This window comes from Streptomyces sp. CA-251387 (genome assembly GCF_050936625.1).
In the GTDB taxonomy this organism is placed as follows: Bacteria; Actinomycetota; Actinomycetes; order Streptomycetales; family Streptomycetaceae; genus Streptomyces.
In genome coordinates this window covers 6,467,976-6,490,834 of the sequence record NZ_JBNJMJ010000001.1, presented here as the reverse complement: position 1 = coordinate 6,490,834, position 22,859 = coordinate 6,467,976, and the positions used below count along the sequence as shown (strand labels likewise).

Genomic DNA, 22,859 nt, shown 5'->3' with positions numbered 1-22,859 from the left:
CCTGTGCGTACCGAACGGACCGGTTCGCCAGGGGGCTTGCCGCCCCAGTACTGAATGCACCTCCCGCGTACGGAGCGGCAAGCAAGCGGCTGCCTGCGTCAGCAGTCCCTGAATTCCGGAGACTGGTTCAGCAGCTGACTGCGGACCGAGGTGAAGCGGGCAAGCGTCTCGTCGACCGAGGCGTCGAGCGGGAACACCGCCACCCGGTGGCAGTTCTGGAAGGCCAGTCGCACCCCGAAGTGCCGCTGCAGCGCGCCGCGTATCGCGTCACTCGCAAGCGCACGCAGCAGCTGGCCACGTGCCTGCTCGTCCGGCGGGGGCGTCTGGTTGTCGGCGAACGAGCCGCCATCGACCTTCAGCTGGGCCACCAGGGAGCTGATCATCTCCCATGCGTAGGGCAGGGAGGTCCGGACGCAGTCGACGAATTCGGCTTCGTCGACCTCGCCTCGCTCGGCCTTTTCGAGTAGGGCCGGTGAGACGTCGAGCGACATGGGTTCTCCTCTCGCACCCCCGAAGAGCAGGGGTTGCCTGACAGATAAGGGAGTTCGCGATATCGAACACTCTGCGTACACGCCTCGCGACCTCCCGTTTAATACGGTAGGCAACAGACGGTGACGGCACCAGGAGATTGCGTACATGGGCGGTCCCCGTTAGGCCCACAATCGGCCAGAAATGAACAGGGGCAGTCCGGGGTCATACGGACTCCCCCAGGGCGAATCGCGTCCACCCGTGCCCGTCGAGTAGCGTTGCCGACCATGCGTCTCGTCATTGCCCGATGCTCCGTCGACTACGCGGGCCGGCTCACCGCCCACCTGCCCTCGGCGCCCCGTCTGATCCTGGTCAAGGCGGACGGCAGCGTCTCGATCCACGCGGACGACCGGGCCTACAAGCCCCTGAACTGGATGTCGCCGCCGTGCACCCTGAAGGAGGGGGACGGCGAGCAGAAGGACGTCTGGACGGTCACCAACAAAGCGGGCGAGAAGCTGATCATCACGATGGAGGAGGTCCTCCATGACTCCTCGCACGAACTCGGCGTTGATCCTGGCCTGATCAAGGACGGTGTGGAAGCTCACCTCCAGGAACTCCTTGCCGACCGCATCGAGACGCTCGGCGAGGGCTACACGCTCATCCGACGCGAGTACATGACGGCGATCGGACCGGTGGACATCCTGTGCCGGGACGCCGAGGGCCAGACGGTCGCGGTCGAGATCAAGCGCCGGGGCGAGATCGACGGCGTGGAGCAACTCACGCGCTACCTGGAGCTGTTGAACCGGGATCCCCATCTCGCACCGGTCCGCGGCATCTTCGCGGCCCAGGAGATCAAGCCCCAGGCCCGGGTCCTCGCCACGGACCGCGGGATCGGGTGCCAGGTGCTCGACTACGACGCGCTGCGCGGGATCGAGGACGACAAGCTGCGGTTGTTCTGACCGGCGGTTCGCAGGCGGTCTTGGCGGTTCTACGACGGTGAGGGCCGGGTCCGAAGGGTGGACCCGGCCCTCTCGCGTGGCGCGGTGTGGAGCGGTGCGTCAGATCACGGCGTCCGAGCTGCTCGGTGAGCCTGCCCCGCTCGTCTCCGGTGCGCTTGCCGAACTGCTCGCGGGGGCACTGGAGGCGGGGCCGCTGGCCGAGTCCGAGGTCGTCGGTTCGGTCGTCGTCGGCTGCTCCGTCGGCGTGGGCGACGTGCTCCCGGTCGGCGTAGGCGTGGGCGACGGCGAGGTCGGTCGAGTCGTCGGACTCGTCGGCGGCCTGGTCGTCGACGGCGGCCTCGTGGTCGACGACGGCGGCTTCGTCGGAGAACTCGTCGTACCGCCACCCTGCGTGCCACTCGGGTCGTCCGACGGCTTCGTCGGATCGCCCGTCGGCGTCGGATCGTCCGATGTGCCGAGGGTGCCGTCGGGTCCCGGATCCGTCGGCCGGCTCGTCGCCGTACCGGTGTCGCCGGAGTGCTTCCCGTCGTCGCCCTCCGCCTTGTCGGCGCCGAGGCTGTCGTCGCCGATGCCCTGGCTGGCGGACGGGTTGACGCCGACCTGGTCGGCCGGGACGTTGGGGTCGTTGTCGGAGGTCGCGCCGAGGGTCACCACCGTGCCGAGTACGGCGACGAGCAGCGCGCCCGCGCCGGCCGCGACGAGGTTGCGGCGCGCGAAGTTCCGGACGCCGCCGCGGCCCTTGTGCGAGGCCGCCGGGGACGACGACGAGGACGCCTGGTGGGTGACCAGCGTCGTGTTGTCCCCGCCCGGCGGGAACGCGGTCGGCACGCCTCCGGGCGGCGACTGCGACTCCTCGTACCGCGCGCCGGACACCTCCTCCCCCGCGGTGGCGGCGAAGGCGGCAACCCCGGGCGTCGTACCGGAGCGGTCCGAGACCAGCGCGAGGGCGCGGCGGCCCGCCACCGTGCCGCGCTTGTCGGCGAGGGCGCCGCGCAGCCCGATGGAGGTCTCCAGCTCGGTACGGGCCCGGTCCAGCCGGCCGCCGCAGAGCGCGAGGATGCCCAACTCGTGGTGGAAGTAGGCCTGCTCGGTGACGTCACCGGCCAGCCTGGCGGCCTCGGCGCCCGCCCGCAGCGCCCGCTCCCAGGCGCTCCAGTGCAGCCCCGCGGCGAACGCGGGCGCGGCCGTACGGGCCAGCTGCACGGTCGGGCTCTCCTCGCCTTCGTCGGGCGGCGTCGTACCCGGCACCAGCACGCCCAGCGCGGCGAGCACGGCGTCCGCCTCGGCGCAGACGCGCTCCGGTGTGACCGAGGGGTGCCCGGCCCACCAGGTGTAGTGCCGGGCGGCGGTGAGGGCGCTGCCCTGCACGTCCTCGGCGTATCCGGCGGCCTCCAGCTGGGCCTGCACGCCGGCGGCGAGGCGGTAGCGGGAGCCGACGGGTGAGACCAGCCCGCAGTCGGCCAGCTCGCCCAGCGCGGCGTCCGCGTGGGTGTCGCCGACCAGCGCGGGCAGATGCGCCTGGTGCGGCACCTCGCCGCCGAGCGCGACGGCGAACTTCAGGGTGGCGCGGGCCGAGGCGCTGAGCCGCGAGGCCAGCAGCGGGGCAGGCCCGGCGGCCTCGCCGAGCGACGGCAGAGGCACTTCCTCGCCGCTGGACTCGCCCCCGAGCGGTGCGTCGAAGGGCTCGTCGGCCGGCGGCGCGTCCTCGAAGACCCCGTACTCGTCGACGGCGTCCGCCCCGGCCCGCAGCCGGTCCCGCTGCCGCAGCAGCGCCCCGGCCTGGACGAACCGCAGCGGCAGGCCCTCCGACTCGAACCATAGGTCGCCCGCCCAGTTCGACTCGTCCTCGGTGAGGACCCGGCCGACGCCGCGCTCCAGGAGCTCCACGCTCTCGGCACGGTCGAGACCGGCGAGGACGACGTCCTCGATGCCGGACTCGGCGGACGGCGCCGGTACGTCGGGGGTGACGCCGATCAGGAAGGCGCACTCGGGGGTCGCGTCCAGCAGTTCGTCGAGCGCGGCGCCGCCGAACTCGATGTCGTCCAGGACGACGACGGCGCCGATCTCCCGGACGAAGGAGAGCAGTTCGTCCGGTTCCGGGCGGTGCAAGGGGGCGCTGTACACGGCGTAGAAGAGGTCGTACAGCAGATCCTCGGGCGTGCGGCGGAAGCCGGTGAGGCGGACCACGCCGTCGGGGGCCAGGTCGGTGCAGTCCTCGGCGACCAGGTCGAGGAGGCTGGTGCGGCCGGCGCCCGGTGAGCCGACGAGGCGTACGGAGCGGCCGCGGGCGAGCATCCGTACCAGCTGCTCGCGCTCCTCCTGGCGGGCCAGCAGGGGCTGTGCGGGGCGGGTGGGGCCGGGCGGGACGGGCGGACGGGCGGCGCGGTCGGCCTCGGCACGTTCGGCCGGGGTCAGCTTCCCGGGCCGCGCGGGACGCTCCGCCGGCGGGCAGACCTCGATCTCGCTGCCGTCGACGGGGTTGACGGTGAGCAGGTAGTCGCCCGAGACCAGTTGCACCGTGCGGGCGAGTGCGGGCGAGTGCTGTCCGAAGTCGGGTGTGAGGGGATCCCTGGGAGGCCGCTGGCGCGACGGCTGGCCGTCCGCGTCATGGCCGTACTCCTCGGGTCCCCGGTTGTTCGGGTCCATAGGTTCAAGCCCCCCAAAAGCGTCGTGTGCTGAGGTTCCTGTCTTCGGTGACAGGACCCGGGCCCCTCCCGGCCTTTGCACACCGCGCTGTCGCTTCTGGTCCGGGCCCGCTCGAAGGGGTGTGTCCAGTGGCGGGCAGCCGAACCTTAAACCTTCGCACAGTATCTACGACAGGTCGGGGTACCGCGCCGCCCGAGACGTCACAGTCTCATGAGGATTGCGTGCGACGTGCGCTTCGCAGCCGGAACGCCCGACTGTCCCGCCCCACCCGTGCCGGGGGTCACACCCGGGGCAGTGACTCCACCCCGATGCCGCCCTCGATCGCCAGGATCCGGTGCAGCCGGGTGGCCACCAGCAGGCGCTGCATCTGCGGCGGTACACCGCGCAGCACCAGGCGCCGGCCGCAGCGGCCGGCCCGCCGGTGGGCCCCCATGATCACCCCGAGTCCGGTGGCGTCCCAGGAGTCCAGCTCGGACAGGTCCAGCACCAGATCGCCGACTCCGTCGTCGACGGCCGAATGCAGGACCGTACGGGCGTCCGCCGCACTGCGGACGTCGAGGACGCCCCCGACGACCAGTTCGGCGTGGTCGCCCCTGATGTGCATATGCGCTCCCCAAGCGTGCGTTCGTGCTCCGCGATGCTTTGTCAGTGCCTGTGTTTGCTATGAGTCTTCGCTGTGGCCGGTGATGCAACCTCTGACTGCGTTGAGCGGTCAGAGGTTGCCGTCTGTAAGCGAACCGATACCGAATTCACCCCATCGTGTGACACGCCAGGGGACTGTGCGGTTTTACGGATGCTCAGTAGCTGTAAAAGCCTTGCCCGCTCTTGCGGCCGATGTCACCCGCGTCCACCATCCGGCGCATCAGCTCCGGCGGGGCGAACTTCTCGTCCTGGGACTCGGTGTAGATGTTGCTGGTGGCGTGCAGCAGGATGTCGACGCCGGTGAGGTCGGCCGTGGCGAGCGGGCCCATGGCGTGACCGAAGCCCAGCTTGCAGGCGAGGTCGATGTCCTCGGCGGTGGCGACGCCCGACTCGTAGAGCTTGGTGGCCTCGACGACGAGCGCCGAGATCAGCCGGGTGGTGACGAAGCCGGCGACGTCACGGTTGACGACGATGCAGGTCTTGCCGACGGACTCGGCGAACTCCCGCGCGGTGGCGAGGGTTTCGTCGCTCGTCTTGTACCCGCGGACCAGCTCGACGAGCTGCATCATCGGCACCGGCGAGAAGAAGTGGACGCCCACGACCCGCTCGGGGCGCTCGGTGGCCGCCGCGATCTTGGTGATCGGGATGGCGGAGGTGTTGGAGGCGAGCACGGTGTCCTCGCGCACGATCTTGTCGAGCGTGCGGAAGATCTCGTGCTTGACCTCCAGCTTCTCGAAGACGGCCTCGACGACAACGTCCGCGTCGGCGGCGGCGTCCAGGTCGGTGGTCGCGGTGATGCGGGCGAGGGCGGCGTCGGCGTCGTGCGCCTCCAGCTTGCCCTTGCTGACGAACTTGTCGTAGGACGCCTTGATGCCGTCCGTGCCACGCTTGAGCGCCTCGTCGGTGACGTCACGCAGGACCACGTCCCAGCCCGCCTGCGCGGAGACCTGGGCGATCCCGGAACCCATCAAGCCGGCGCCGATGACGGCAAGCTTCCGTGCCACTGTTGCGACTCCCCTTTGAAACGCCTTACACCCTGTTTAGGTTGCCTCTTCGGCGGACCTTAGCGCTCGTGAGGGACGGTGTGACCGGTTAGTAACGCGAGTCACGTCTCATCTGACGGACATCACACCGGCACGGGTCATTCCGCGCCTCGGACGGCGTAGTTGAGCACCTTCTCGCTCAACAGCTCCTCGATGTCGTCGAGAAGCACCAGCACCTCTCGTTACACTTCGCCCGGATTGCGCCCCTTGAGCATCTCGCGGCCGACGGTGACGAAGACCGTCTGATGGGTCCAGGAGATCTGACCCGCGATCAGACCCGGCAGCGGGTCGTCGTCGGACGCGCCGGTCTCCTCGCGCAGGGTGGCTTCGAGGTGGTCGTGGATCTCCTGCTGGAGGCTCCACAGCCGGGAGCGCAGCGGCGGCGCCTATGGATGACGCGCATGAAACGGTCGTAGCCCTCCATGAGGCCCAGCCGGGGCGAGACCGCCTCGGCCTCGGCGCGCAGCTCGCGCAGCACGGCCCGGGCGGCCGACTCGCCCTCGTCCCGGGCGCGCACCCACCGCGACAGCTGCTCGACGACACCCGCGGAACGGTCGAAGAAGAGGTCCTCCTTGGCCGGGAAGTAGTTGTAGACGGTGTTCACGGACACGTCGGCCGCGGATGCCTCCGGCGGGAGAACCGGACCACCTCCCCCGCGCCCAGCCCACGGCTCAGGCCACCCGTCAGGGACACGCGGCATCGACCTGACCGTCCGCGACGGCGAGATCCTCGGCTTCCTGGGGTGCGCCGGGTATTCGGTTACGTCGCTCAGTCGGGCGGGGTCGACCCGCAGATCTCGGTGCGGGAGGAACTCGTCACCCAGGGGCGCCTGTACCGCCTGACGAAGACCCAGGCCGCCGAGCGCCGAGGAGTTGGCCCGCGACCTGGACCTGACCGGACTGCTGAACCGCAAGTGCGGCGCACTCTCCGGCGGGCAGCGGCGCCGGCTCGACATCGCGATGGCGCTCACGCACCGCCCGAAGGTCCTCTTCCTCGACGAGCCGACCACCGGCCTGGACCCCGGCAGCCGCGCCGACCTCTGGGACCTGGTCCGCCGGCTGCGCGACGAGCACGGCACGACCGTCTTCCTGACCACCCACTACCTCGACGAGGCGGACGCCCTCTCCGACCGCCTGGTGATCGTCGACAAGGGCGGGGTCGTGGCCGAAGGCACCCCGACCGCGCTGAAGCTGAAGTACGGAGGCTCGATCGACGCCACGCTCCAGGACACGTTCCTCGCCATCACGGGCCGCAGTGCGGCGCCGGCCGACCAGACCCCCGTAGCCGTATAGGACTCCTCACGATGCTGTTGCACGACACGGCCCTCATCTACAGCCGGTACGTCCGCCAGTCCCTGCGCTCCCGCTTCGCCCTGCTCTTCGGCGTCCTGATGCCGCTGCTGTACCTGTTGTTCTTCGGTCCCCTGCTGACCGATCTGCCGCTGGGCGGGCGCGGCAGCTCCTGGCAGGTGCTGGTGCCCGGGCTGCTGCTCCAACTCGGCTTGTTCGGGGCACTGTTCGCGGGCTTCGTGATCATCGTCGAGAAGGGTCAGGGGGTGGTCGAGCGCATGCGCGTGACGCCGGTCAGCCGCCTCGGTTTGCTGCTCGGCCGGGTGCTGCGCGACGCCACGGTGTTCGTCTTCCAGGCGGTCCTGCTGGTGCTGGCGGCGGTGGTGATGGGCCTGCGCGCCCCGCTCGCCGGCGTGCTGATCGGCTTCGCGTTCGTGGGCCTGCTCACCGTGTCGCTGGCCTCACTGTCGTACGCGGTGGCGATGAAGGTCCGCACCCCGCAGGAGTTCGGGCCCTTGATCAACGCGGTGAGCCCACATGCTGTACGGCGTCCTGGTCGCCGTCGCTCTCACCGCACTGGCCGTGACAGTGGGCACACGGGTCTTCCGGACGGCCGGAGCGTAACTACGCTGGCCACATGGTCAATCTGACGCGCATCTACACCAGGACCGGCGACCAGGGCACCACCGCCCTCGGCGACATGAGCCGGGTCGCCAAGACCGATCTGCGGATCTCCGCGTACGCGGACGCCAACGAGGCGAACGCGGTGATCGGCACGGCGATCGCGCTGGGGAACCTGGACGAGGAGATCGTCAAGGTCCTCACCCGCGTGCAGAACGACCTGTTCGACGTGGGTGCGGACCTGTCGACGCCGGTGGTGGAGAACCCGGAGTTCCCGCCCCTGCGGGTCGAGCAGTTCTACATCGACAAGCTGGAGGCGGACTGCGACCGCTTCAACGAGCGGCTGGAGAAGCTGCGGTCCTTCATCCTGCCGGGGGGAACGCCGGGAGCGGCCCTCCTCCACCAGGCGTGCACGGTGGTCCGGCGGGCCGAGCGGTCGACGTGGGCGGCGCTGGAAGTCCACGGCGAGGTGATGAACCCGCTGACCGCGACCTACCTCAACCGGCTGTCGGACCTGCTGTTCATCCTGGCCCGCACGGCGAACAAGGACGTCGGTGATGTGCTCTGGGTGCCCGGCGGGGAGCGCTAGGGCAGCTTGGCGGGCTCCCGCTTCGGGAACAGCGTGTAGCTCCCGGCGATGACCACGTTGATGCCGATCACCCACAGCATGCGCTGCTGCCACGCCCGCAGCGAGTCGGTCCCGCCGTCGCCGCCGACGTACCAGATCGCGGCCTGGAGCAGGGCCATGGCGACCACCGCCGCGAGGATCCAGCGGCCCGCGACCCTCCATTCGTGGACGGCGCGGGCCGTGCCGTACTTCGGCGGCCGGACCGGCGGCGGGCCGCCCGCGAAGCGGTGGGCGACACGGGCGTCGGCCCACTTGATCGTGGCGTGGCCCAGGCCCACGGTGAAGCCGATGTAGACGGCTGCCAGGCCGTGCTTCCAGTCGGGCTGCGCGCCGTTCTTGAGATCGATCGCGGTGACGGTGAACAGCACGATCTCCAGCAGCGGCTCGCACAGCAGCAGCGCGAGGCCCACCCGCGGCATCCGGAACACGTACCGGAAGGCCAGTCCCGCCGCCAGCAGCACCCAGAAGGCCACCTCGCACGCGACGATCAGTCCGACGATCACAACTCGCTCCTCTCGATCCTCCTTCCAGGCTCCCCTCGGGACCGGCCGCTTTCGTCGTCGGCGGTGACGAAGTGGCGGTACATCGAAAGATGCAGTCCAGGACCGTTCGCGAGCATCAAGCGGTGAGCGCCCGGCCCGTGTTGGATGGGTACATGGCCGTACGACTGCCCCGCCCGCACCGCTTCGACGTCTGCGTCGCCGTCGCCGGGCTGCTCTGCGGCATCCTGTTCTGGGCGCTCGGACTGAACCTGAACCCGGGCCGGCTTCTGCCGGGGGCGTGGGTGCTGCTGCCCCTCGTCGTGATGGCCTCCCTCGAACTGCTGCGCAGGACCAGACCCCAGCCCGCTGTCGTCCTCGGCACCGTCATGCTGGTCCTCGACCAGTTCACGGTCAGCAGCATCGCCACGATCACGATGTACACGGACCTCATGTACGCGGCCGCCCTGTACGGCACCCCCGCCGCCGCCCGCCGCCTGCCCATCAGCACGGGCCTGGTCACCGCGGGGGTGACGATCGGGTTCCTCGCCTGGTGGCGGGCGCCCGAGGCGCTGCTGATCGGCTTCCTGACCGGCGTGGTCTCCTTCGCCCCGGCAGCGACCGGCGCGCTCGTCCGCTACCACCGCGACGCCGCCGAGACGGCCCGGCTGCGGGCCGAGCAGACGGCTCTGCTCGCCGAGATGGACCGTGCCCAGGCCGTCGGCGCCGAGCGGGCCCGGATGGCCCGCGAGCTGCATGACATGGTCGCCAACCATCTCTCCGCCATCGCCATCCACTCCACCGCCGCGCTCTCCCTCGACGATCCGAACACCTCCCGGGACGCCCTCACCGTCATCCGCGAGAACAGCGTCGAGGGACTGGCCGAGATGCGCCGCCTGATCGGCATCCTGCGCGACAGCAGCGGCGACCTGGAACCTGCCGCCGCCCCGACGCTCGAAGGGCTCGGGTCCCTGGTCGAGGGCGCCCGCAACAACGGCCTGGACGTCACCCTCGACGGCGAGTACGGCAGCCTGCCCGCCCCCGTCGAGCTCGCCGCCTACCGCATCGTCCAGGAGTCCCTGACCAACGCCCTCAAGCACGCCTGCCCCGGCCGGGTCACGGTGGCCCTCGCCCAGCGGGACGGCTCCCTCACCGTCGCCGTGACCAGCCCCTTCGGCGACCGCGACGGACCGCGCGCCCCCGGCTCGGGCGCCGGGCTGGTCGGGATGCGGGAGCGCGTCGCGCTGCTGGGCGGCGACTTCGAGGCCGGCCCCGCCCAGGACCCGGACTCGGGCGACGGCAAGATCTGGGTCGTACGCGCCACGCTCCCCGTGACCGAAGGAGACAGAGAATGATCCGCGTCCTGGTCGCCGAGGACCAGTCCGCCGTTCGCGCCGGGCTGGTCCTCATCCTGCGCAGCGCGCCCGACATCGAGGTGGTCGGCGAGGCGGCGGACGGCGAGCAGGCGGTGGCCATGGCCCGCGAGCTGCGGCCCGACCTGGTGCTGATGGACGTTCAGATGCCGCGCCTGGACGGGGTGTCGGCGACCCGGCAGGTGGTCGCCGAGCGGCTCGCCGACGTCCTCGTGCTGACCACCTTCGACCTCGACGAGTACGTGTTCGGGGCGCTGCGGGCCGGGGCCGCGGGGTTCCTGCTGAAGAACACGGAGGCGAAGGACCTGATCGAGGCGGTCCGGACGGTGGCGCGCGGGGAGGGCCTGATCGCCCCGGCCGTCACCCGGCGCCTGATCGCCGAGTTCGCCGCGAAACCCGTGCGGGAGCCGACGGCCGACCCGTCCGTGCTGGACGCCCTCACGCGCCGCGAGCGCGAGGTGCTGTCCTGCCTCGGCGAGGGCCTGTCCAACGCCGACATCGCGGCCCGGCTCGACATGGCCGAGGCTACGGTGAAGACGCACGTCAGCCGGTTGCTGGGGAAGCTGGAGCTGCGCAGCCGGGTCCAAGCGGCCGTACTGGCGCAGGAGTTGGGGATCTAGGGGTGCGTGACGGCACCCCGAAGGGGCTAGTGGTCCAGACCTATTGACCCGTGGTCCAGACCTTTCTATTCTCACCGCACCATGAGTGCGGCATGAGGCTCAGTCATGCCTGCCCCTGACTCCCCAACAAGGAGGCGCAGCATGCGCTTCAGACACAGAGCCGCGGCAGGGTTCGCGACCCTGTTGCTCCCGCTGGCCGGTCTCGTCGGCCTGGCGAGCCCCGCCGAGGCGGCGACGTCCGCCACCGCGACCTACACCAAGACCCAGGACTGGGGGTCCGGCTTCGAGGGCAAGTGGACGGTGAAGAACACCGGCACCACGACCATCGGCTCCTGGACCGTCGAGTGGGACTTCCCCTCCGGTACCTCCGTCACCTCCGCCTGGGACGCCGACGTCACCTCCTCCGGCACCCACTGGACCGCCAAGAACAAGTCCTGGAACGGCACCCTCGCCCCCGGCGCCTCCGTCTCCTTCGGCTTCAACGGCACCGGCTCCGGCTCCCCCGCCAACTGCAAGCTCAACGGCGGCAGCTGCGACGGCGGCAGCGTCCCCGGCGACAACCCGCCCTCCGCCCCCGGCACGCCCAGCGCCTCCGACATCACCAACACCTCGGTGAAGCTGACCTGGTCGGCCGCCACCGACGACAAGGGCATCAAGAACTACGACGTCCTGCGCGACGGCACCAAGGTCGCGACGGTGACGACCACGTCGTACAGCGACACCGGCCTGACCGCCGGCACCGACTACTCCTACACCGTCCAGGCCCGCGACACCGCCGACCAGACGGGCCCGGTCAGCGGCGCCCGCGCGGTGCGCACCACCGGCGGCACGACCGAGCCGCCCACGGGTGACAAGGTCAAGCTCGGCTACTTCACCGAGTGGGGCGTCTACGGCCGCAACTACCACGTCAAGAACCTGGTGACGTCCGGCTCCGCGTCGAAGATCACGCACATCAACTACGCGTTCGGCAACGTCAAGGACGGCAAGTGCGTCGTCGACGACACCTACGCCGCCTACGACAAGGCCTACACCGCCGACCAGTCCGTCAGCGGCACCGCCGACACCTGGGACCAGCCGCTGCGCGGCAACTTCAACCAGCTGCGCCAGCTGAAGGCGAAGTACCCGCACATCAAGGTGCTGTACTCCTTCGGCGGCTGGACCTACTCCGGCGGCTTCGGCCAGGCCGCGGCCAACGCCGCCGCGTTCGCCAAGTCCTGCAAGGCCGTCGTGGAGGACCCGCGCTGGGCCGACGTCTTCGACGGCATCGACATCGACTGGGAGTACCCGAACGCCTGCGGCCTGACCTGCGACACCTCCGGCGCGGCGGCCTTCAAGAACCTCTCCCAGGCACTGCGCGCCGAGTTCGGCTCGAACTACCTGATCACCGCCGCCATCACCGCCGACGCCTCGTCCGGCGGCAAGATCGACGCGGCCGACTACGGCGGCGCCGCGCAGTACCTCGACTGGTACAACGTGATGACGTACGACTACTTCGGCGCCTGGGACAAGACCGGCCCGACCGCCCCGCACTCGCCGCTCACGTCGTACTCCGGCATCCCGAAGGAGGGCTTCAACTCGGCGGCCGCGATCGCCAAGCTCAAGGCGAAGGGCGTCCCGGCGAGCAAGCTGCTGCTCGGCATCGGCTTCTACGGCCGCGGCTGGACCGGCGTCACCCAGTCCGCCCCCGGCGGCACCGCCACGGGCCCGGCGACCGGCACCTACGAGGCGGGCATCGAGGACTACAAGGTGCTCAAGACGTCCTGTCCGGCCACCGGCACGGTCGCGGGCACCGCGTACGCGCACTGCGGCAGCAACTGGTGGTCGTACGACACTCCCTCGACGATCGCCGGGAAGATGAGCTGGGCCAAGACCCAGGGGCTCGGCGGCGCGTTCTTCTGGGAGTTCAGCGGTGACAGCAGCAACGGCGAGCTGGTGAGCGCCATCAACAGCGGACTGTCGTAAGGAGTTACCCGAAAGGGGTCACTGGCCCCTAAGCGACATTGACGCGCTGACCGGGCGGGGCTGCCTCAAGCCACGCGAGGAAACCGGTCAGCGCGTCTTCGCTCATGGCGAGTTCCAGGCGCGTGCCCCGGTGCAGACAGACGAGGATCACCGCGTCGGAGAGCAGCGCCAGCTCCTCCTCGCCGTCGGGGACGCGGCGGCCGGCCACCTCGATCGACGCGCGCTCCAGGATGCGGCGCGGGCGGTAGGCGTAGGAGAAGACGCGGTACCACTCGATGCGGTCGCCGTTGTAGCGGGCGACGCCGTAGCTCCAGCCCTTGCCGCTGGGGTCGGGTTTCTCCGGTACGTCCCAGCGCAGGGAACAGTCGAAGGTGCCGCCGGAGCGCTGGATGAGCCTGCGGCGCAGGCCGAAGACGAACAACCCCAGCACCACGAGGGCGACAACGATTCCGCACACAGTCAGAGCGAGGACCATCGACACCGACCTCCTCGTCTCCTAGGTAACGGAACGGAAAAAACTTCCATATCTGCCTCAGCCGCGACCGGCACCGGATTGCTCCGGTCCCAGCCGCGGCTGAGTGACGTCATCGCGTGCGCTCCCCCCGAGCCTAAGGGGCCCGGGCGGTACCCCCAGGGGTCAGCGCGCCGTCGCCGCCCGCAGTCGTACGTCCGCGCGGCGCTCGGCGGCAGCGTCGCCCTCCGCCTTCGCGCGCTCGAGCTCGCGCTCCGCGCGCTGGACGTCGATCTCGTCCGACAGCTCGGCGATCTCGGCCAGCAGCGACAGCTTGTTGTCGGCGAACGAGATGAAACCGCCGTGCACCGCGGCGATGACGGTTCCACCGTCACTCGTACGGATGGTCACCGGGCCCGACTCCAGCACACCGAGCAGCGGCTGGTGACCGGGCATGACGCCGATGTCGCCGGACGTGGTGCGCGCGACGACCAGGGTGGCCTGGCCCGACCAGACCTCACGGTCGGCGGCGACCAGCGCGACGTGCAGCTCAGCAGCCAAGGTGGCTCCTCGGGTCACCACCCGGCGGTTCTGCCGGGTGTTGGTTACAAGTCTAGTAGGCGTGGATGAGGGGGCGGGACGAACCCCCGCCCCCTCATCACGAGCTCAGTGGCTCACGAAGACCGGTGCGTCAGGAGACGCCCAGCTCCTTCGCGTTCTTCTTCAGGTCCTCGAGACCACCGCACATGAAGAACGCCTGCTCCGGGAAGTGGTCGAACTCACCGTCGCAGATCGCGTTGAACGCGGCGATCGACTCGTCCAGCGGCACGTCCGAGCCGTCCACACCGGTGAACTGCTTGGCGACGTGCGTGTTCTGGGACAGGAAGCGCTCGACGCGGCGGGCACGCTGGACGACCAGCTTGTCCTCCTCGCTGAGCTCGTCGATACCGAGGATCGCGATGATGTCCTGGAGGTCCTTGTACTTCTGCAGGATCCCCTTGACGCGCATGGCGCACTGGTAGTGGTCCGCCGCGATGTAGCGCGGGTCCAGGATCCGGGACGTGGAGTCCAGCGGGTCCACGGCCGGGTAGATGCCCTTCTCGGAGATCGGACGGGACAGAACCGTCGTCGCGTCGAGGTGGGCGAACGTGGTGGCCGGGGCCGGGTCGGTCAGGTCGTCCGCGGGGACGTAGATCGCCTGCATCGAGGTGATCGAGTGACCACGGGTCGAGGTGATGCGCTCCTGGAGGAGACCCATCTCGTCGGCCAGGTTCGGCTGGTAACCCACCGCGGAGGGCATACGGCCGAGCAGGGTCGACACCTCGGAACCGGCCTGCGTGAAGCGGAAGATGTTGTCGATGAAGAACAGCACGTCCTGCTTCTGCACATCGCGGAAGTACTCCGCCATGGTCAGACCGGCGAGGGCCACGCGCAGACGGGTGCCCGGGGGCTCGTCCATCTGACCGAAGACCAGCGCGGTCTTGTCGATGACGCCGGACTCGCTCATCTCGTCGATGAGGTCGTTGCCCTCACGGGTGCGCTCACCGACACCGGCGAACACCGACACACCGTCGTGGTTGTTGGCGACGCGGTAGATCATCTCCTGGATGAGCACCGTCTTGCCGACGCCGGCACCACCGAACAGACCGATCTTTCCACCCTTGACGTACGGGGTGAGAAGGTCGATGACCTTGACGCCGGTCTCGAACATCTCGGTCTTCGACTCGAGCTCGTCGAAGTTCGGGGCCTTGCGGTGGATGGACCAGCGCTCACCGTCGTAGGTCTCGTCGACGTTCAGCACCTCACCGAGGGTGTTGAACACCTTGCCCTTGGTGAAGTCGCCGACCGGGACGGTGATGCCGTCGCCGGTGTCGGTGACCGGGGCCTGGCGGACCAGACCGTCGGTGGGCTGCATGGAGATGGCGCGGACCAGGCCGTCACCGAGGTGCTGGGCGACCTCGAGGGTCAGGATCTTCTTCTCGCCCGCGTTGGCCGGGTCGGAGACCTCGACGTGCAGGGCGTTGTAGATCTCGGGCATCGCGTCGACGGGGAACTCCACGTCGACGACCGGGCCGATGACCCGGGCGACGCGGCCCGTAGCCGTCGCGGTCTCAACAGTGGTGGTCATTATCGGTCACTCCCCGCGGTCGCGTCGGCCAGGGCGCTGGCGCCACCGACGATCTCGCTGATTTCCTGGGTGATTTCGGCCTGGCGGGCCTGGTTGGCAAGCCGGGTGAGGGTCTCGATGAGCTCGCCGGCGTTGTCGGTGGCCGACTTCATCGCGCGCCGCGTGGCGGCGTGCTTGGAGGCGGCCGACTGGAGCAGCGCGTTGTAGATACGGCTCTCCACGTAGCGCGGCAGCAGGGCGTCGAGGACGTCCTCCGCCGACGGCTCGAAGTCGTACAGCGGAAGGATCTCGCCCTTGGACGGGGCCTCCTCCGCGACCTCTTCGAGGCTGAGCGGCAGCAGACGCGCATCCAGCGCCTGCTGGGTCATCATCGACACGAACTCGGTGTAGACGATGTGGAGCTCGTCCACGCCGCCCTCGGCCGTCGCCGTCTCGATGGCCTCGATCAGCGGGGCCGCGACCTTCTTGGCGTCCGCGTACGTGGGCTCGTCGGTGAAGCCGGTCCACGACTCCGCGATCTTGCGCTCACGGAAGTTGTAGTGGGCGACACCGCGCCGGCCGACGATGTAGATGTCGACCTGCTTGCCCTCGCGCTCCAGCCGCTCGGTGAGCTGCTCCGCCTGCTTGATGGCGTTGGAGTTGAAGGCGCCGGCGAGGCCGCGGTCGCTCGTCAGGAGCAGCACCGCGGACCGCGTGACCGTCTCGGCCTGCGTGGTCAGCGGGTGCTTGGTGTTCGAGCCGGTACCGACCGCCGTGACCGCGCGGGTGAGCTCGGTCGCGTACGGCGTGGAGGCCGCCACCTTGCGCTGCGCCTTGACGACGCGCGAGGCGGCGATCATCTCCATCGCCTTCGTGATCTTCTTGGTCGCGGTGACGGATCGGATGCGACGCTTGTAGACCCGGAGCTGGGCTCCCATGAGTCAGGTCCCTTCCTTACGTCACTTGGAGGCGCTGGTCGCCTTCGGGGCAGCCGGAGCCTCTTCGCCGAGCAGCTTGCCGTCCGAGGTCTCGAACTGCTTCTTGAACTCCGCGATGGCGTCGGCGACGGCGGTGAGCGTGTCGTCCGACATCTTGCCGCCCTCCTTGATGGAGGTCATGAGGCCCTGCTCCTTGCGGTGCAGGTACTCCAGGAGCTCCTTCTCGAAGCGGCGGATGTCGTTGACCGGCACGTCGTCCATCTTGCCGGTGGTGCCGGCCCACACGGAGACGACCTGGTCCTCGGTGGACATCGGCTCGTACTGGGCCTGCTTCAGCAGCTCGACCATGCGCTGACCGCGCTCCAGCTGCGCCTTCGACGCGGCGTCCAGGTCGGAACCGAAGGCGGCGAACGCCTCCAGCTCACGGAACTGGGCGAGGTCCACGCGGAGACGGCCCGAGACCTGCTTCATCGCCTTGTGCTGCGCGGAACCACCGACTCGGGAGACGGAGATACCGACGTTCAGCGCGGGGCGCTGACCGGCGTTGAACAGGTCCGACTCCAGGAAGCACTGGCCGTCGGTGATGGAGATGACGTTGGTCGGGATGAACGCCGAGACGTCGTTGGCCTTGGTCTCGACGATCGGCAGACCGGTCATCGAGCCGGCACCCATGTCGTCGGAGAGCTTGGCGCAGCGCTCCAGCAGACGGGAGTGCAGGTAGAAGACGTCACCCGGGTAGGCCTCACGGCCCGGCGGGCGGCGCAGCAGCAGGGACACGGCGCGGTAGGCGTCGGCCTGCTTCGAGAGGTCGTCGAAGATGATGAGGACGTGCTTGCCCTCGTACATCCACTGCTGACCGATGGCCGAACCGGTGTACGGCGCCAGGTACTTGAAGCCGGCCGGGTCGGACGCCGGGGCGGCGACGATGGTCGTGTACTCCAGCGCGCCGTTCTCCTCCAGCGCGCGGCGGACCGACGCGATGGTGGAGCCCTTCTGGCCGATGGCGACGTAGATGCAGCGGACCTGCTTGTTCGGGTCGCCGGTGCGCCAGTTGTCACGCTGGTTGATGATCGTGTCGACGGCCAGGGCGGTCTTGCCGGTCTGGCGGTCACCGATGATCAGCTGACGCTGACCACGGCCGATCGGGGTCATCGCGTCGACGGCCTTGTAGCCGGTCTCCATCGGCTCGTGCACCGACTTACGGGCCATGACGCCCGGGGCCTGCAGCTCGAGGGCGCGGCGGCCGGACGTCTCGATCTCGCCGAGACCGTCGATCGGGTTGCCGAGCGGGTCGACGACGCGGCCGAGGTAGCCCTCGCCCACCGCGACGGAGAGAACCTCACCGGTGCGCTGCACCGGCTGACCCTCCTCGATGCCGCTGAACTCACCGAGGACGATGGCACCGATCTCGCGCTCCTCGAGGTTGAGGGCGAGGCCGAGGGTGCCGTCCTCGAACTTCAGCAGTTCGTTGGCCATGGCCGAGGGCAGACCCTCGACCTTCGCGATGCCGTCGCCGGCAAGGGTGACCGTACCGACCTCCTCGCGCGAGGCCGCGTCCGGCTTGTACGACTGGACGAAGGTCTCCAGTGCGTCCCGGATCTCCTCCGGCCGGATCGTGAGCTCCGCCATCTGGGTTCCCTGCTCTCCTTGTTGGGCCCGAAGTTTCACTTTGGGGGTCTGGGGGCGACCCCCAGGAATCCTCTGCACGGCCCAACATGGGCCGTCGTAAGTACGTACTGCTATTAAGTTGCCGCTAGCTCGCCAGTCGGCGGCCGGCGTCCTCGATACGGTCCGCGAGGGAGCCGTTGATGACCTCGTCGCCGACCTGCACCCGGATACCGCCGACGACCTCGGGGTCCACGTCCAGGTTGAGGTGCATCTTGCGGCCGTAGAGCTTCGCGAGGGCGGCGCCCAGGCGCTGCTTCTGTACGTCGCTCAGCGGCACCGCCGAGGTGACGACGGCGACCATGCGGTCCCGGCGCTCGGCGGCGAGCTTGGACAGGGACTCCAGTCCCGACTCCAGGCTACGTCCACGCGGCGCGGTCACAAGACGCGTCACCAGACGCTCGGTGGTCGCCTTGGCCCGGCCGCCGAGCAGGCTGCGCAGCAGCTCGCTCTTGGCCGCCTTCGAGGCGGCGCGGTCGGTCAGCGCGGCGCGCAGCTCGGTGCTGGAAGAGACGATCCGGCCGAACCGGAACAGCTCGTCCTCGACGTCGTCGAGCGTGCCCGCCTTCTGGGCGGCGGTGAGGTCGGCGGTGTCCGCCAGCTCCTCCAGCGCGTCCACCAGGTCACGGGACTGCGACCAGCGGGAGCGCACCATGCCGGCCAGCAGGTCGACGGTCTCCCCGCCGACCTGGCCACCGAGCAGGCGCTGGGCCAGCTCGGCCTTGGCCTCACCGGCCTGCGCCGGGTCGGTGAGGACCCGACGCAGCGACACCTCGCGGTCGAGCAGCGCGGTGACGGCGGCCAGCTCGTCGGCGAGCTGCCCGGCGTCCACGGACGTGTTGTCCGTCAGCGCGTCGAGACGCTCACGTGCGGCTGCCAGGGCCTCGCGGCTCGCTCCGTTCATCGGCCGGCCTCGGCCTTCTCCTCGAGCTCGTCGAGGAAGCGGTCGATGACGCGGCTCTGCCGGGCGTGGTCCTCGAGGGACTCGCCGACGAGCTTGCCGGCCAGGTCGGTGGCGAGCTTGCCGACGTCCTGGCGCAGCGCGGACGCGGCGGCCTTGCGGTCGGCCTCGATCTGCGCGTGACCGGCGGCGACGATCTCCTCGCGCTGCCGCTGGCCTTCCGCACGCATCTCGGCGATGAGCGCGGCGCCCTGCTCCTGCGCCTCCTGGCGCAGACGCGCGGCCTCGTGCCGGGCCTCGGCGAGCTGGGCCTTGTACTGCTCAAGGACGCTCTGGGCCTCGGTCTGAGCGGCCTCGGCCTTCTCGATACCGCCCTCGATGGCCTCGCGACGCTCTTCCAGAACCTTGTTGATGTTCGGGAGGAGCTTCTTGGCGAGGAAGCCGAAGACGATGACGAAGGCGATCAGGCCGATGACAACTTCCGGCCACGGCGGAATGAGGGGGTTCTCCTTGTGCCCCTCCTGCGCCAGGATCATGGCGACGTCGTTCACGTCAGTGCCTTTCGTCGAAAGGGTCGGTCGTCAGGGCTCGTCTTAGTAGACGAACGGCATGACCAGACCGATGAGGGCGAGCGCCTCACAGAAGGCGAAGCCGAGGATCTGGTTGGCACGGATCAGGCCGGCAGCCTCGGGCTGACGGGCGAGGGCCTGGGTGCCGTTACCGAAGATGATGCCGACGCCGACGCCGGGGCCGATGGCCGCGAGACCGTAACCGACGGAACCGAGGTCACCGGTGACAGCAGCGAGGGTGGAGGCCATGAGAGTTCTTCCTTCTCTTTACGGACCGGTGGGGGTTGGCCACCGGACGGCTGTGGATTCGAAAGCGGGGGTGCTCAGTGGTGCTCAGCGAGCGCGCCCTGGATGAAGGTGCAGGTCAGCAGCACGAAGACGTACGCCTGGACGGCCTGGATGAAGAGCTCGAAGGCGGTCATGACGATGACCATCGTGAACGAGACGGCCGAGTAGGCGATGCCGACGCCGTTCAGCATGTACCAGCTGGCGATGGTGAACAGCAGCAGCAGGGTGTGACCGGCGAACATGTTCGCAAAGAGTCGCACCGCGTGCGTGAACGGACGGACCAGCAGGTTCGAGGCGAGCTCGATCGTCATGGACAGCGGGAGCACCGCGCCCAGCGACTTGTCGTAGCCGCTGAAGTTCTTGAAGGCGCCGACGAATCCGTGCCGCTTGAAGGTCAGTCCAACCCACAGGAAGTAGACGATCAGGGCCAGGACCATCGGGTAGGCGATGATCGACGTCACCGGGAAGGCGGCGACGGGCACGATCGACCACAGGTTCATCATCCAGATGAAGAAGAACAGCGAGACGGCGAGCGGGACGTACTTCTCGCCCTCCTTCTTGCCGATCGTCTCGTAGACGATGCCGCGGCGGACAAAGTCGTAGCCGGCCTCGACGACCATCTGCAGCTTGCCCGGGACAACGCTCGGCTTGCGGAACGCGGCCCAGAAGACGCCCACCACGATGATCGAACCGAGCAGCGCGAGCAGCATCGGCTTGTTGAAGTAGAAGGCGTTGCCGTCCGCGTCACCCATGAGGGGCTCGAACAGGAACGAGTGCAGGCCCGGAGCGACAGTGTCGAAGCCACATCCGTCGAAGAGGTGGCAGTTCGTGTCGAAGGCGAGCACCTGCGTCGGGTCAGCACTCACCGCGGGCTCCTTCATCGTGGCGCATAGATACGGCAACCTCGTTGTGTCGGCGCGGCTGACAGCCGCGGTTCGGCACGGGACTGGTGTTACGGATATGGGGGCGGCTGTGGGGCATCTCGCCTCGCGATTGAGCAGGCGTCAGCTCAGATGCCCGCGCCCGCGATGCCGCAGTTGGCACCGGACGATAGCAGGATCTCTCGAGCGTCTTTATCCCGGCCCTACCCCTCACGACGAGTGCCCCGTCTTTTCGGGCTTGTCGCCGTTGGAGGCGCCCGAATCGGGTTCGACGTAGAGGATCTTCGCCTTCATATGAGCACGCGTTTGCGCGGCGATCCACACGAGGGTGCCGACGACGAGCGTGATCGCGAAGGCCCGGGGGTTGAACAGCGTCGTGTTCTTGAAGAGGGAGAGGAAGACGAACAACAGCAGGATCTGAGCCGCGTAGAGCATCAGGCCCATGGCCTGGAACAAGTGCGGAAGCGATTTGGCAGTGCGCTGCAGAACGTAGAGACCGATTCCCATGAACAGGATCACGACCAACGTCGCGACAATCGCCCCGATCGCCCCCTCACCACCAGCGACCACCCCACTGACAGCGGCTGCGACAGCGCCGACGGCGGCTGTGGGCACAGCGGCCTGAAGCAGGATCCGGGCGTCATTGGACGGCATGGCGGCAACTCCGCTTTCACGGTGGGGGCAGGGTGTCGTCATGGACGAGCGTAGTCCCGGGCTGAGAGAGAACCTCACACCAATGGACCGTCGCACTACGGTCCTTCGGCTCTATCCGGGGGGTTCTCGTGAACGGTATCACAAACTATTTGATGAGGTCTTTACCTGGCGGGTGTGCCCGCCGTCACACATGAGAGTGACAGTGCGCGTCTGTGCAGCTTCGCGGTCGACTTGTCTGGTATTGGGGCGCTTCGCACCCCCATCGCACTCCCACGGTTTGGCAATGCTCTAGTCAGATTCTTACCTTGACCGTGTTCTTACGAGCCGCGAACGGGCGCCGATCGCCGTCGCTCCGTTGACACGCGAGACCCCGGCGGCGACCGGTGTGCGCACGTCCTCGGAGCAGGCCCCGGCCGGGGCGTCCGCCGGTGTCCCGGCGGCGGATGCCGACTGCGGTGTCGTGGCCGCCGGCTCGGCGACGACCCGGCCGCGGCGGTAGCGCGGCGGCACGAAGGCCTCGGCCCAGCGCGGGGTGCGCGGGGTGAAGCGGGGCAGCAGGAGGAGGACCAGGCCGATGGCGCTGAGGAACACCACGCCGAGCACGATCCACATGGACGCCGAGTTCACGGAGTAGGCGAGCGCACCGAAGGCGATCAGGGCCGACCAGAAGTACATGATCAGCACCGCGCGACTGTGGGAGTGCCCGATCTCCAGGAGGCGGTGGTGCAGGTGGCCCCGGTCGGCGGCGAAGGGGGACTGACCGCGCCAGGTGCGTCGGACGATCGCCAGCACCAGGTCGGCGGCCGGGATCGCGATGATCGTCAGGGGGAGGAGGAGCGGGATGTAGACCGGGACCGTCTGGTGCACGGCCGCCTTCTCGGACCCGGCGAACAGCTTCAGCGCGTCCGGGTCGACCTGGCCGGTGATGGAGATGGCGCCCGCGGCGAGGACCAGGCCGATCAGCATCGAGCCGGAGTCGCCCATGAAGATCCGCGCCGGGTGCATGTTGTGCGGCAGGAAGCCCAGGCACATGCCCATCAGGATCGCCGCGAACAGCGTGGCCGGGGCGGCGGCCTCGATGCCGTACGACACCCAGACCCGGTAGGCGTAGAGGAAGAACGCGGCCGAGGCGATGCACACCATGCCGGCCGCGAGGCCGTCCAGGCCGTCGACGAAGTTGACCGCGTTGATGGTGATGACGACCAGGGCGACCGTGAGCAGGGTGCCCTGCCACTGGGTCAGCGCCACGTTGCCGAGTCCCGGGATGGGCAGCCACAGGATCGTCAGGCCCTGCATGACCATGACGCCGGCGGCGATCATCTGGCCGCCCAGCTTGATCAGGGCATCGATCTCGAACTTGTCGTCAAGGACGCCGATGAGCCAGATGAGCGCCGCTCCGGAGAGCAGCGCCCGCGGTTCGTTGGAGTTCTCGAAGACGGCACTGAGGTTGGTGAGATGGTCGGCGACCAGCAGGCCCGCGCACAAGCCGAAGAACATCGCGATCCCGCCGAGCCGCGGAGTGGGCTCCCGGTGCACGTCGCGTGCCCGGATCTCCGGCATCGCTCCCGCCACGATCGCGAACTTCCGTACCGGCCCTGTCAGCAGATACGTCACCGCGGCCGTGATGCAGAGCGTCAGCAGGTATTCACGCACGGGCTTCCCCACAAGTCTCGCC

At 69.2% G+C, this 22,859-nt stretch carries 21 protein-coding genes and 3 pseudogenes; 7 read left to right on the top strand and 17 right to left on the bottom strand.

Annotation, left to right across the window (positions count from 1 at the left end; all coding sequences use genetic code 11):
* Positions 1-98 precede the first annotated feature (98 nt).
* On the bottom strand, positions 99-491 hold the full coding sequence (locus ACQEV2_RS29270) for an SCO5389 family protein (RefSeq protein ID WP_097269047.1): 393 nt from the start codon (positions 489-491) through the stop codon (positions 99-101).
* Positions 492-755: 264 nt separating this feature from the next.
* On the opposite strand from ACQEV2_RS29270, the gene nucS reads away from it, so the two are divergent.
* Positions 756-1,427, top strand: coding sequence for an endonuclease NucS (nucS, locus tag ACQEV2_RS29265; protein ID WP_433047798.1), 672 nt, complete (start codon positions 756-758; stop codon positions 1,425-1,427).
* A gap of 99 nt (positions 1,428-1,526) precedes the next feature.
* On the opposite strand, the gene ACQEV2_RS29260 is transcribed toward nucS, so the two are convergent.
* From ACQEV2_RS29260 to ACQEV2_RS29245, 4 genes and pseudogenes are all read right to left on the bottom strand, one after another.
* Positions 1,527-4,073: an ATP-binding protein gene (locus ACQEV2_RS29260; protein ID WP_433047795.1), complete on the bottom strand. Its 2,547-nt coding sequence runs from the start codon at positions 4,071-4,073 to the stop codon at positions 1,527-1,529.
* A gap of 280 nt (positions 4,074-4,353) precedes the next feature.
* A complete protein-coding gene (locus tag ACQEV2_RS29255) occupies positions 4,354-4,677 on the bottom strand; it encodes an STAS domain-containing protein (RefSeq protein ID WP_030046661.1) in 324 nt (107 codons plus the stop codon).
* A gap of 193 nt (positions 4,678-4,870) precedes the next feature.
* Positions 4,871-5,719: a 3-hydroxyacyl-CoA dehydrogenase family protein gene (locus ACQEV2_RS29250; RefSeq protein WP_399112622.1), complete on the bottom strand. Its 849-nt coding sequence runs from the start codon at positions 5,717-5,719 to the stop codon at positions 4,871-4,873.
* 137 nt (positions 5,720-5,856) lie between these two features.
* Positions 5,857-6,383 (bottom strand): annotated as a pseudogene (locus tag ACQEV2_RS29245) (TetR/AcrR family transcriptional regulator); the annotation flags it as partial.
* Between ACQEV2_RS29245 and ACQEV2_RS29240 the strand changes: the two are divergent.
* The 3 genes and pseudogenes from ACQEV2_RS29240 to ACQEV2_RS29230 all read left to right on the top strand — a co-directional run bounded on the left by ACQEV2_RS29240 (position 6,355) and on the right by ACQEV2_RS29230 (position 8,257).
* Positions 6,355-7,050 (top strand): annotated as a pseudogene (locus ACQEV2_RS29240) (ABC transporter ATP-binding protein). The pseudogenes ACQEV2_RS29245 and ACQEV2_RS29240 overlap by 29 nt on opposite strands.
* Positions 7,051-7,061: 11 nt before the next feature.
* Positions 7,062-7,671 (top strand): annotated as a pseudogene (locus ACQEV2_RS29235) (ABC transporter permease).
* A 13-nt stretch (positions 7,672-7,684) separates the two neighbouring features.
* Positions 7,685-8,257 carry a cob(I)yrinic acid a,c-diamide adenosyltransferase gene (locus tag ACQEV2_RS29230; RefSeq protein ID WP_433047790.1) on the top strand — a complete coding sequence of 191 codons (573 nt, stop codon included), beginning with the start codon at positions 7,685-7,687 and terminating at the stop codon, positions 8,255-8,257.
* On the opposite strand, the gene ACQEV2_RS29225 is transcribed toward ACQEV2_RS29230, so the two are convergent.
* Positions 8,254-8,799 carry a hypothetical protein gene (locus ACQEV2_RS29225; protein WP_433047787.1) on the bottom strand — a complete coding sequence of 182 codons (546 nt, stop codon included), beginning with the start codon at positions 8,797-8,799 and terminating at the stop codon, positions 8,254-8,256. The genes ACQEV2_RS29230 and ACQEV2_RS29225 overlap by 4 nt on opposite strands.
* A 152-nt stretch (positions 8,800-8,951) precedes the next feature.
* Between ACQEV2_RS29225 and ACQEV2_RS29220 the strand changes: the two genes are divergently transcribed.
* From ACQEV2_RS29220 to ACQEV2_RS29210, 3 genes are all read left to right on the top strand, one after another.
* Positions 8,952-10,130: a sensor histidine kinase gene (locus ACQEV2_RS29220; RefSeq protein ID WP_433054868.1), complete on the top strand. Its 1,179-nt coding sequence runs from the start codon at positions 8,952-8,954 to the stop codon at positions 10,128-10,130.
* Positions 10,127-10,768 (top strand): response regulator, encoded by a 642-nt coding sequence (locus ACQEV2_RS29215; RefSeq protein ID WP_433047784.1) that lies wholly within the window; start codon positions 10,127-10,129, stop codon positions 10,766-10,768. The genes ACQEV2_RS29220 and ACQEV2_RS29215 overlap by 4 nt, the downstream gene beginning before the upstream one ends.
* Before the next feature lie 141 nt (positions 10,769-10,909).
* Entirely contained in the window at positions 10,910-12,730 is a 1,821-nt protein-coding gene (locus ACQEV2_RS29210) for a glycosyl hydrolase family 18 protein (protein ID WP_433047781.1), read from the top strand.
* 28 nt (positions 12,731-12,758) lie between these two features.
* Here the strand turns inward: ACQEV2_RS29210 and ACQEV2_RS29205 are convergent, their stop codons facing one another.
* From ACQEV2_RS29205 to ACQEV2_RS29155, 11 genes are all read right to left on the bottom strand, one after another.
* On the bottom strand, positions 12,759-13,205 hold the full coding sequence (locus ACQEV2_RS29205; RefSeq protein ID WP_398815302.1) for a DUF2550 domain-containing protein: 447 nt from the start codon (positions 13,203-13,205) through the stop codon (positions 12,759-12,761).
* A gap of 162 nt (positions 13,206-13,367) precedes the next feature.
* Positions 13,368-13,742, bottom strand: coding sequence for a F0F1 ATP synthase subunit epsilon (locus tag ACQEV2_RS29200; protein WP_433047777.1), 375 nt, complete (start codon positions 13,740-13,742; stop codon positions 13,368-13,370).
* A 130-nt stretch (positions 13,743-13,872) separates the two neighbouring features.
* On the bottom strand, positions 13,873-15,309 hold the full coding sequence (gene atpD, locus ACQEV2_RS29195; protein ID WP_433047774.1) for a F0F1 ATP synthase subunit beta: 1,437 nt from the start codon (positions 15,307-15,309) through the stop codon (positions 13,873-13,875).
* On the bottom strand, positions 15,309-16,226 hold the full coding sequence (locus tag ACQEV2_RS29190; RefSeq protein ID WP_433047771.1) for a F0F1 ATP synthase subunit gamma: 918 nt from the start codon (positions 16,224-16,226) through the stop codon (positions 15,309-15,311). Before ACQEV2_RS29190 ends, atpD begins: the two co-directional genes overlap by 1 nt.
* Positions 16,227-16,247: 21 nt before the next feature.
* Positions 16,248-17,855, bottom strand: coding sequence for a F0F1 ATP synthase subunit alpha (atpA, locus tag ACQEV2_RS29185; RefSeq protein ID WP_433047768.1), 1,608 nt, complete (start codon positions 17,853-17,855; stop codon positions 16,248-16,250).
* A 124-nt stretch (positions 17,856-17,979) separates the two neighbouring features.
* Positions 17,980-18,795 carry a F0F1 ATP synthase subunit delta gene (locus ACQEV2_RS29180; RefSeq protein WP_433047765.1) on the bottom strand — a complete coding sequence of 272 codons (816 nt, stop codon included), beginning with the start codon at positions 18,793-18,795 and terminating at the stop codon, positions 17,980-17,982.
* Positions 18,792-19,328 (bottom strand): F0F1 ATP synthase subunit B, encoded by a 537-nt coding sequence (locus ACQEV2_RS29175; protein ID WP_433054865.1) that lies wholly within the window; start codon positions 19,326-19,328, stop codon positions 18,792-18,794. Before ACQEV2_RS29175 ends, ACQEV2_RS29180 begins: the two co-directional genes overlap by 4 nt.
* Positions 19,329-19,385: 57 nt before the next feature.
* Positions 19,386-19,610 carry an ATP synthase F0 subunit C gene (atpE, locus tag ACQEV2_RS29170; protein WP_126395086.1) on the bottom strand — a complete coding sequence of 75 codons (225 nt, stop codon included), beginning with the start codon at positions 19,608-19,610 and terminating at the stop codon, positions 19,386-19,388.
* Positions 19,611-19,684: 74 nt separating this feature from the next.
* Positions 19,685-20,530: a F0F1 ATP synthase subunit A gene (atpB, locus tag ACQEV2_RS29165; protein ID WP_433047762.1), complete on the bottom strand. Its 846-nt coding sequence runs from the start codon at positions 20,528-20,530 to the stop codon at positions 19,685-19,687.
* 210 nt (positions 20,531-20,740) lie between these two features.
* Positions 20,741-21,184 carry a hypothetical protein gene (locus tag ACQEV2_RS29160; protein WP_433047759.1) on the bottom strand — a complete coding sequence of 148 codons (444 nt, stop codon included), beginning with the start codon at positions 21,182-21,184 and terminating at the stop codon, positions 20,741-20,743.
* Positions 21,185-21,484: 300 nt separating this feature from the next.
* Positions 21,485-22,837 (bottom strand): MraY family glycosyltransferase, encoded by a 1,353-nt coding sequence (locus ACQEV2_RS29155; protein ID WP_433047756.1) that lies wholly within the window; start codon positions 22,835-22,837, stop codon positions 21,485-21,487.
* Positions 22,838-22,859 lie beyond the last annotated feature (22 nt).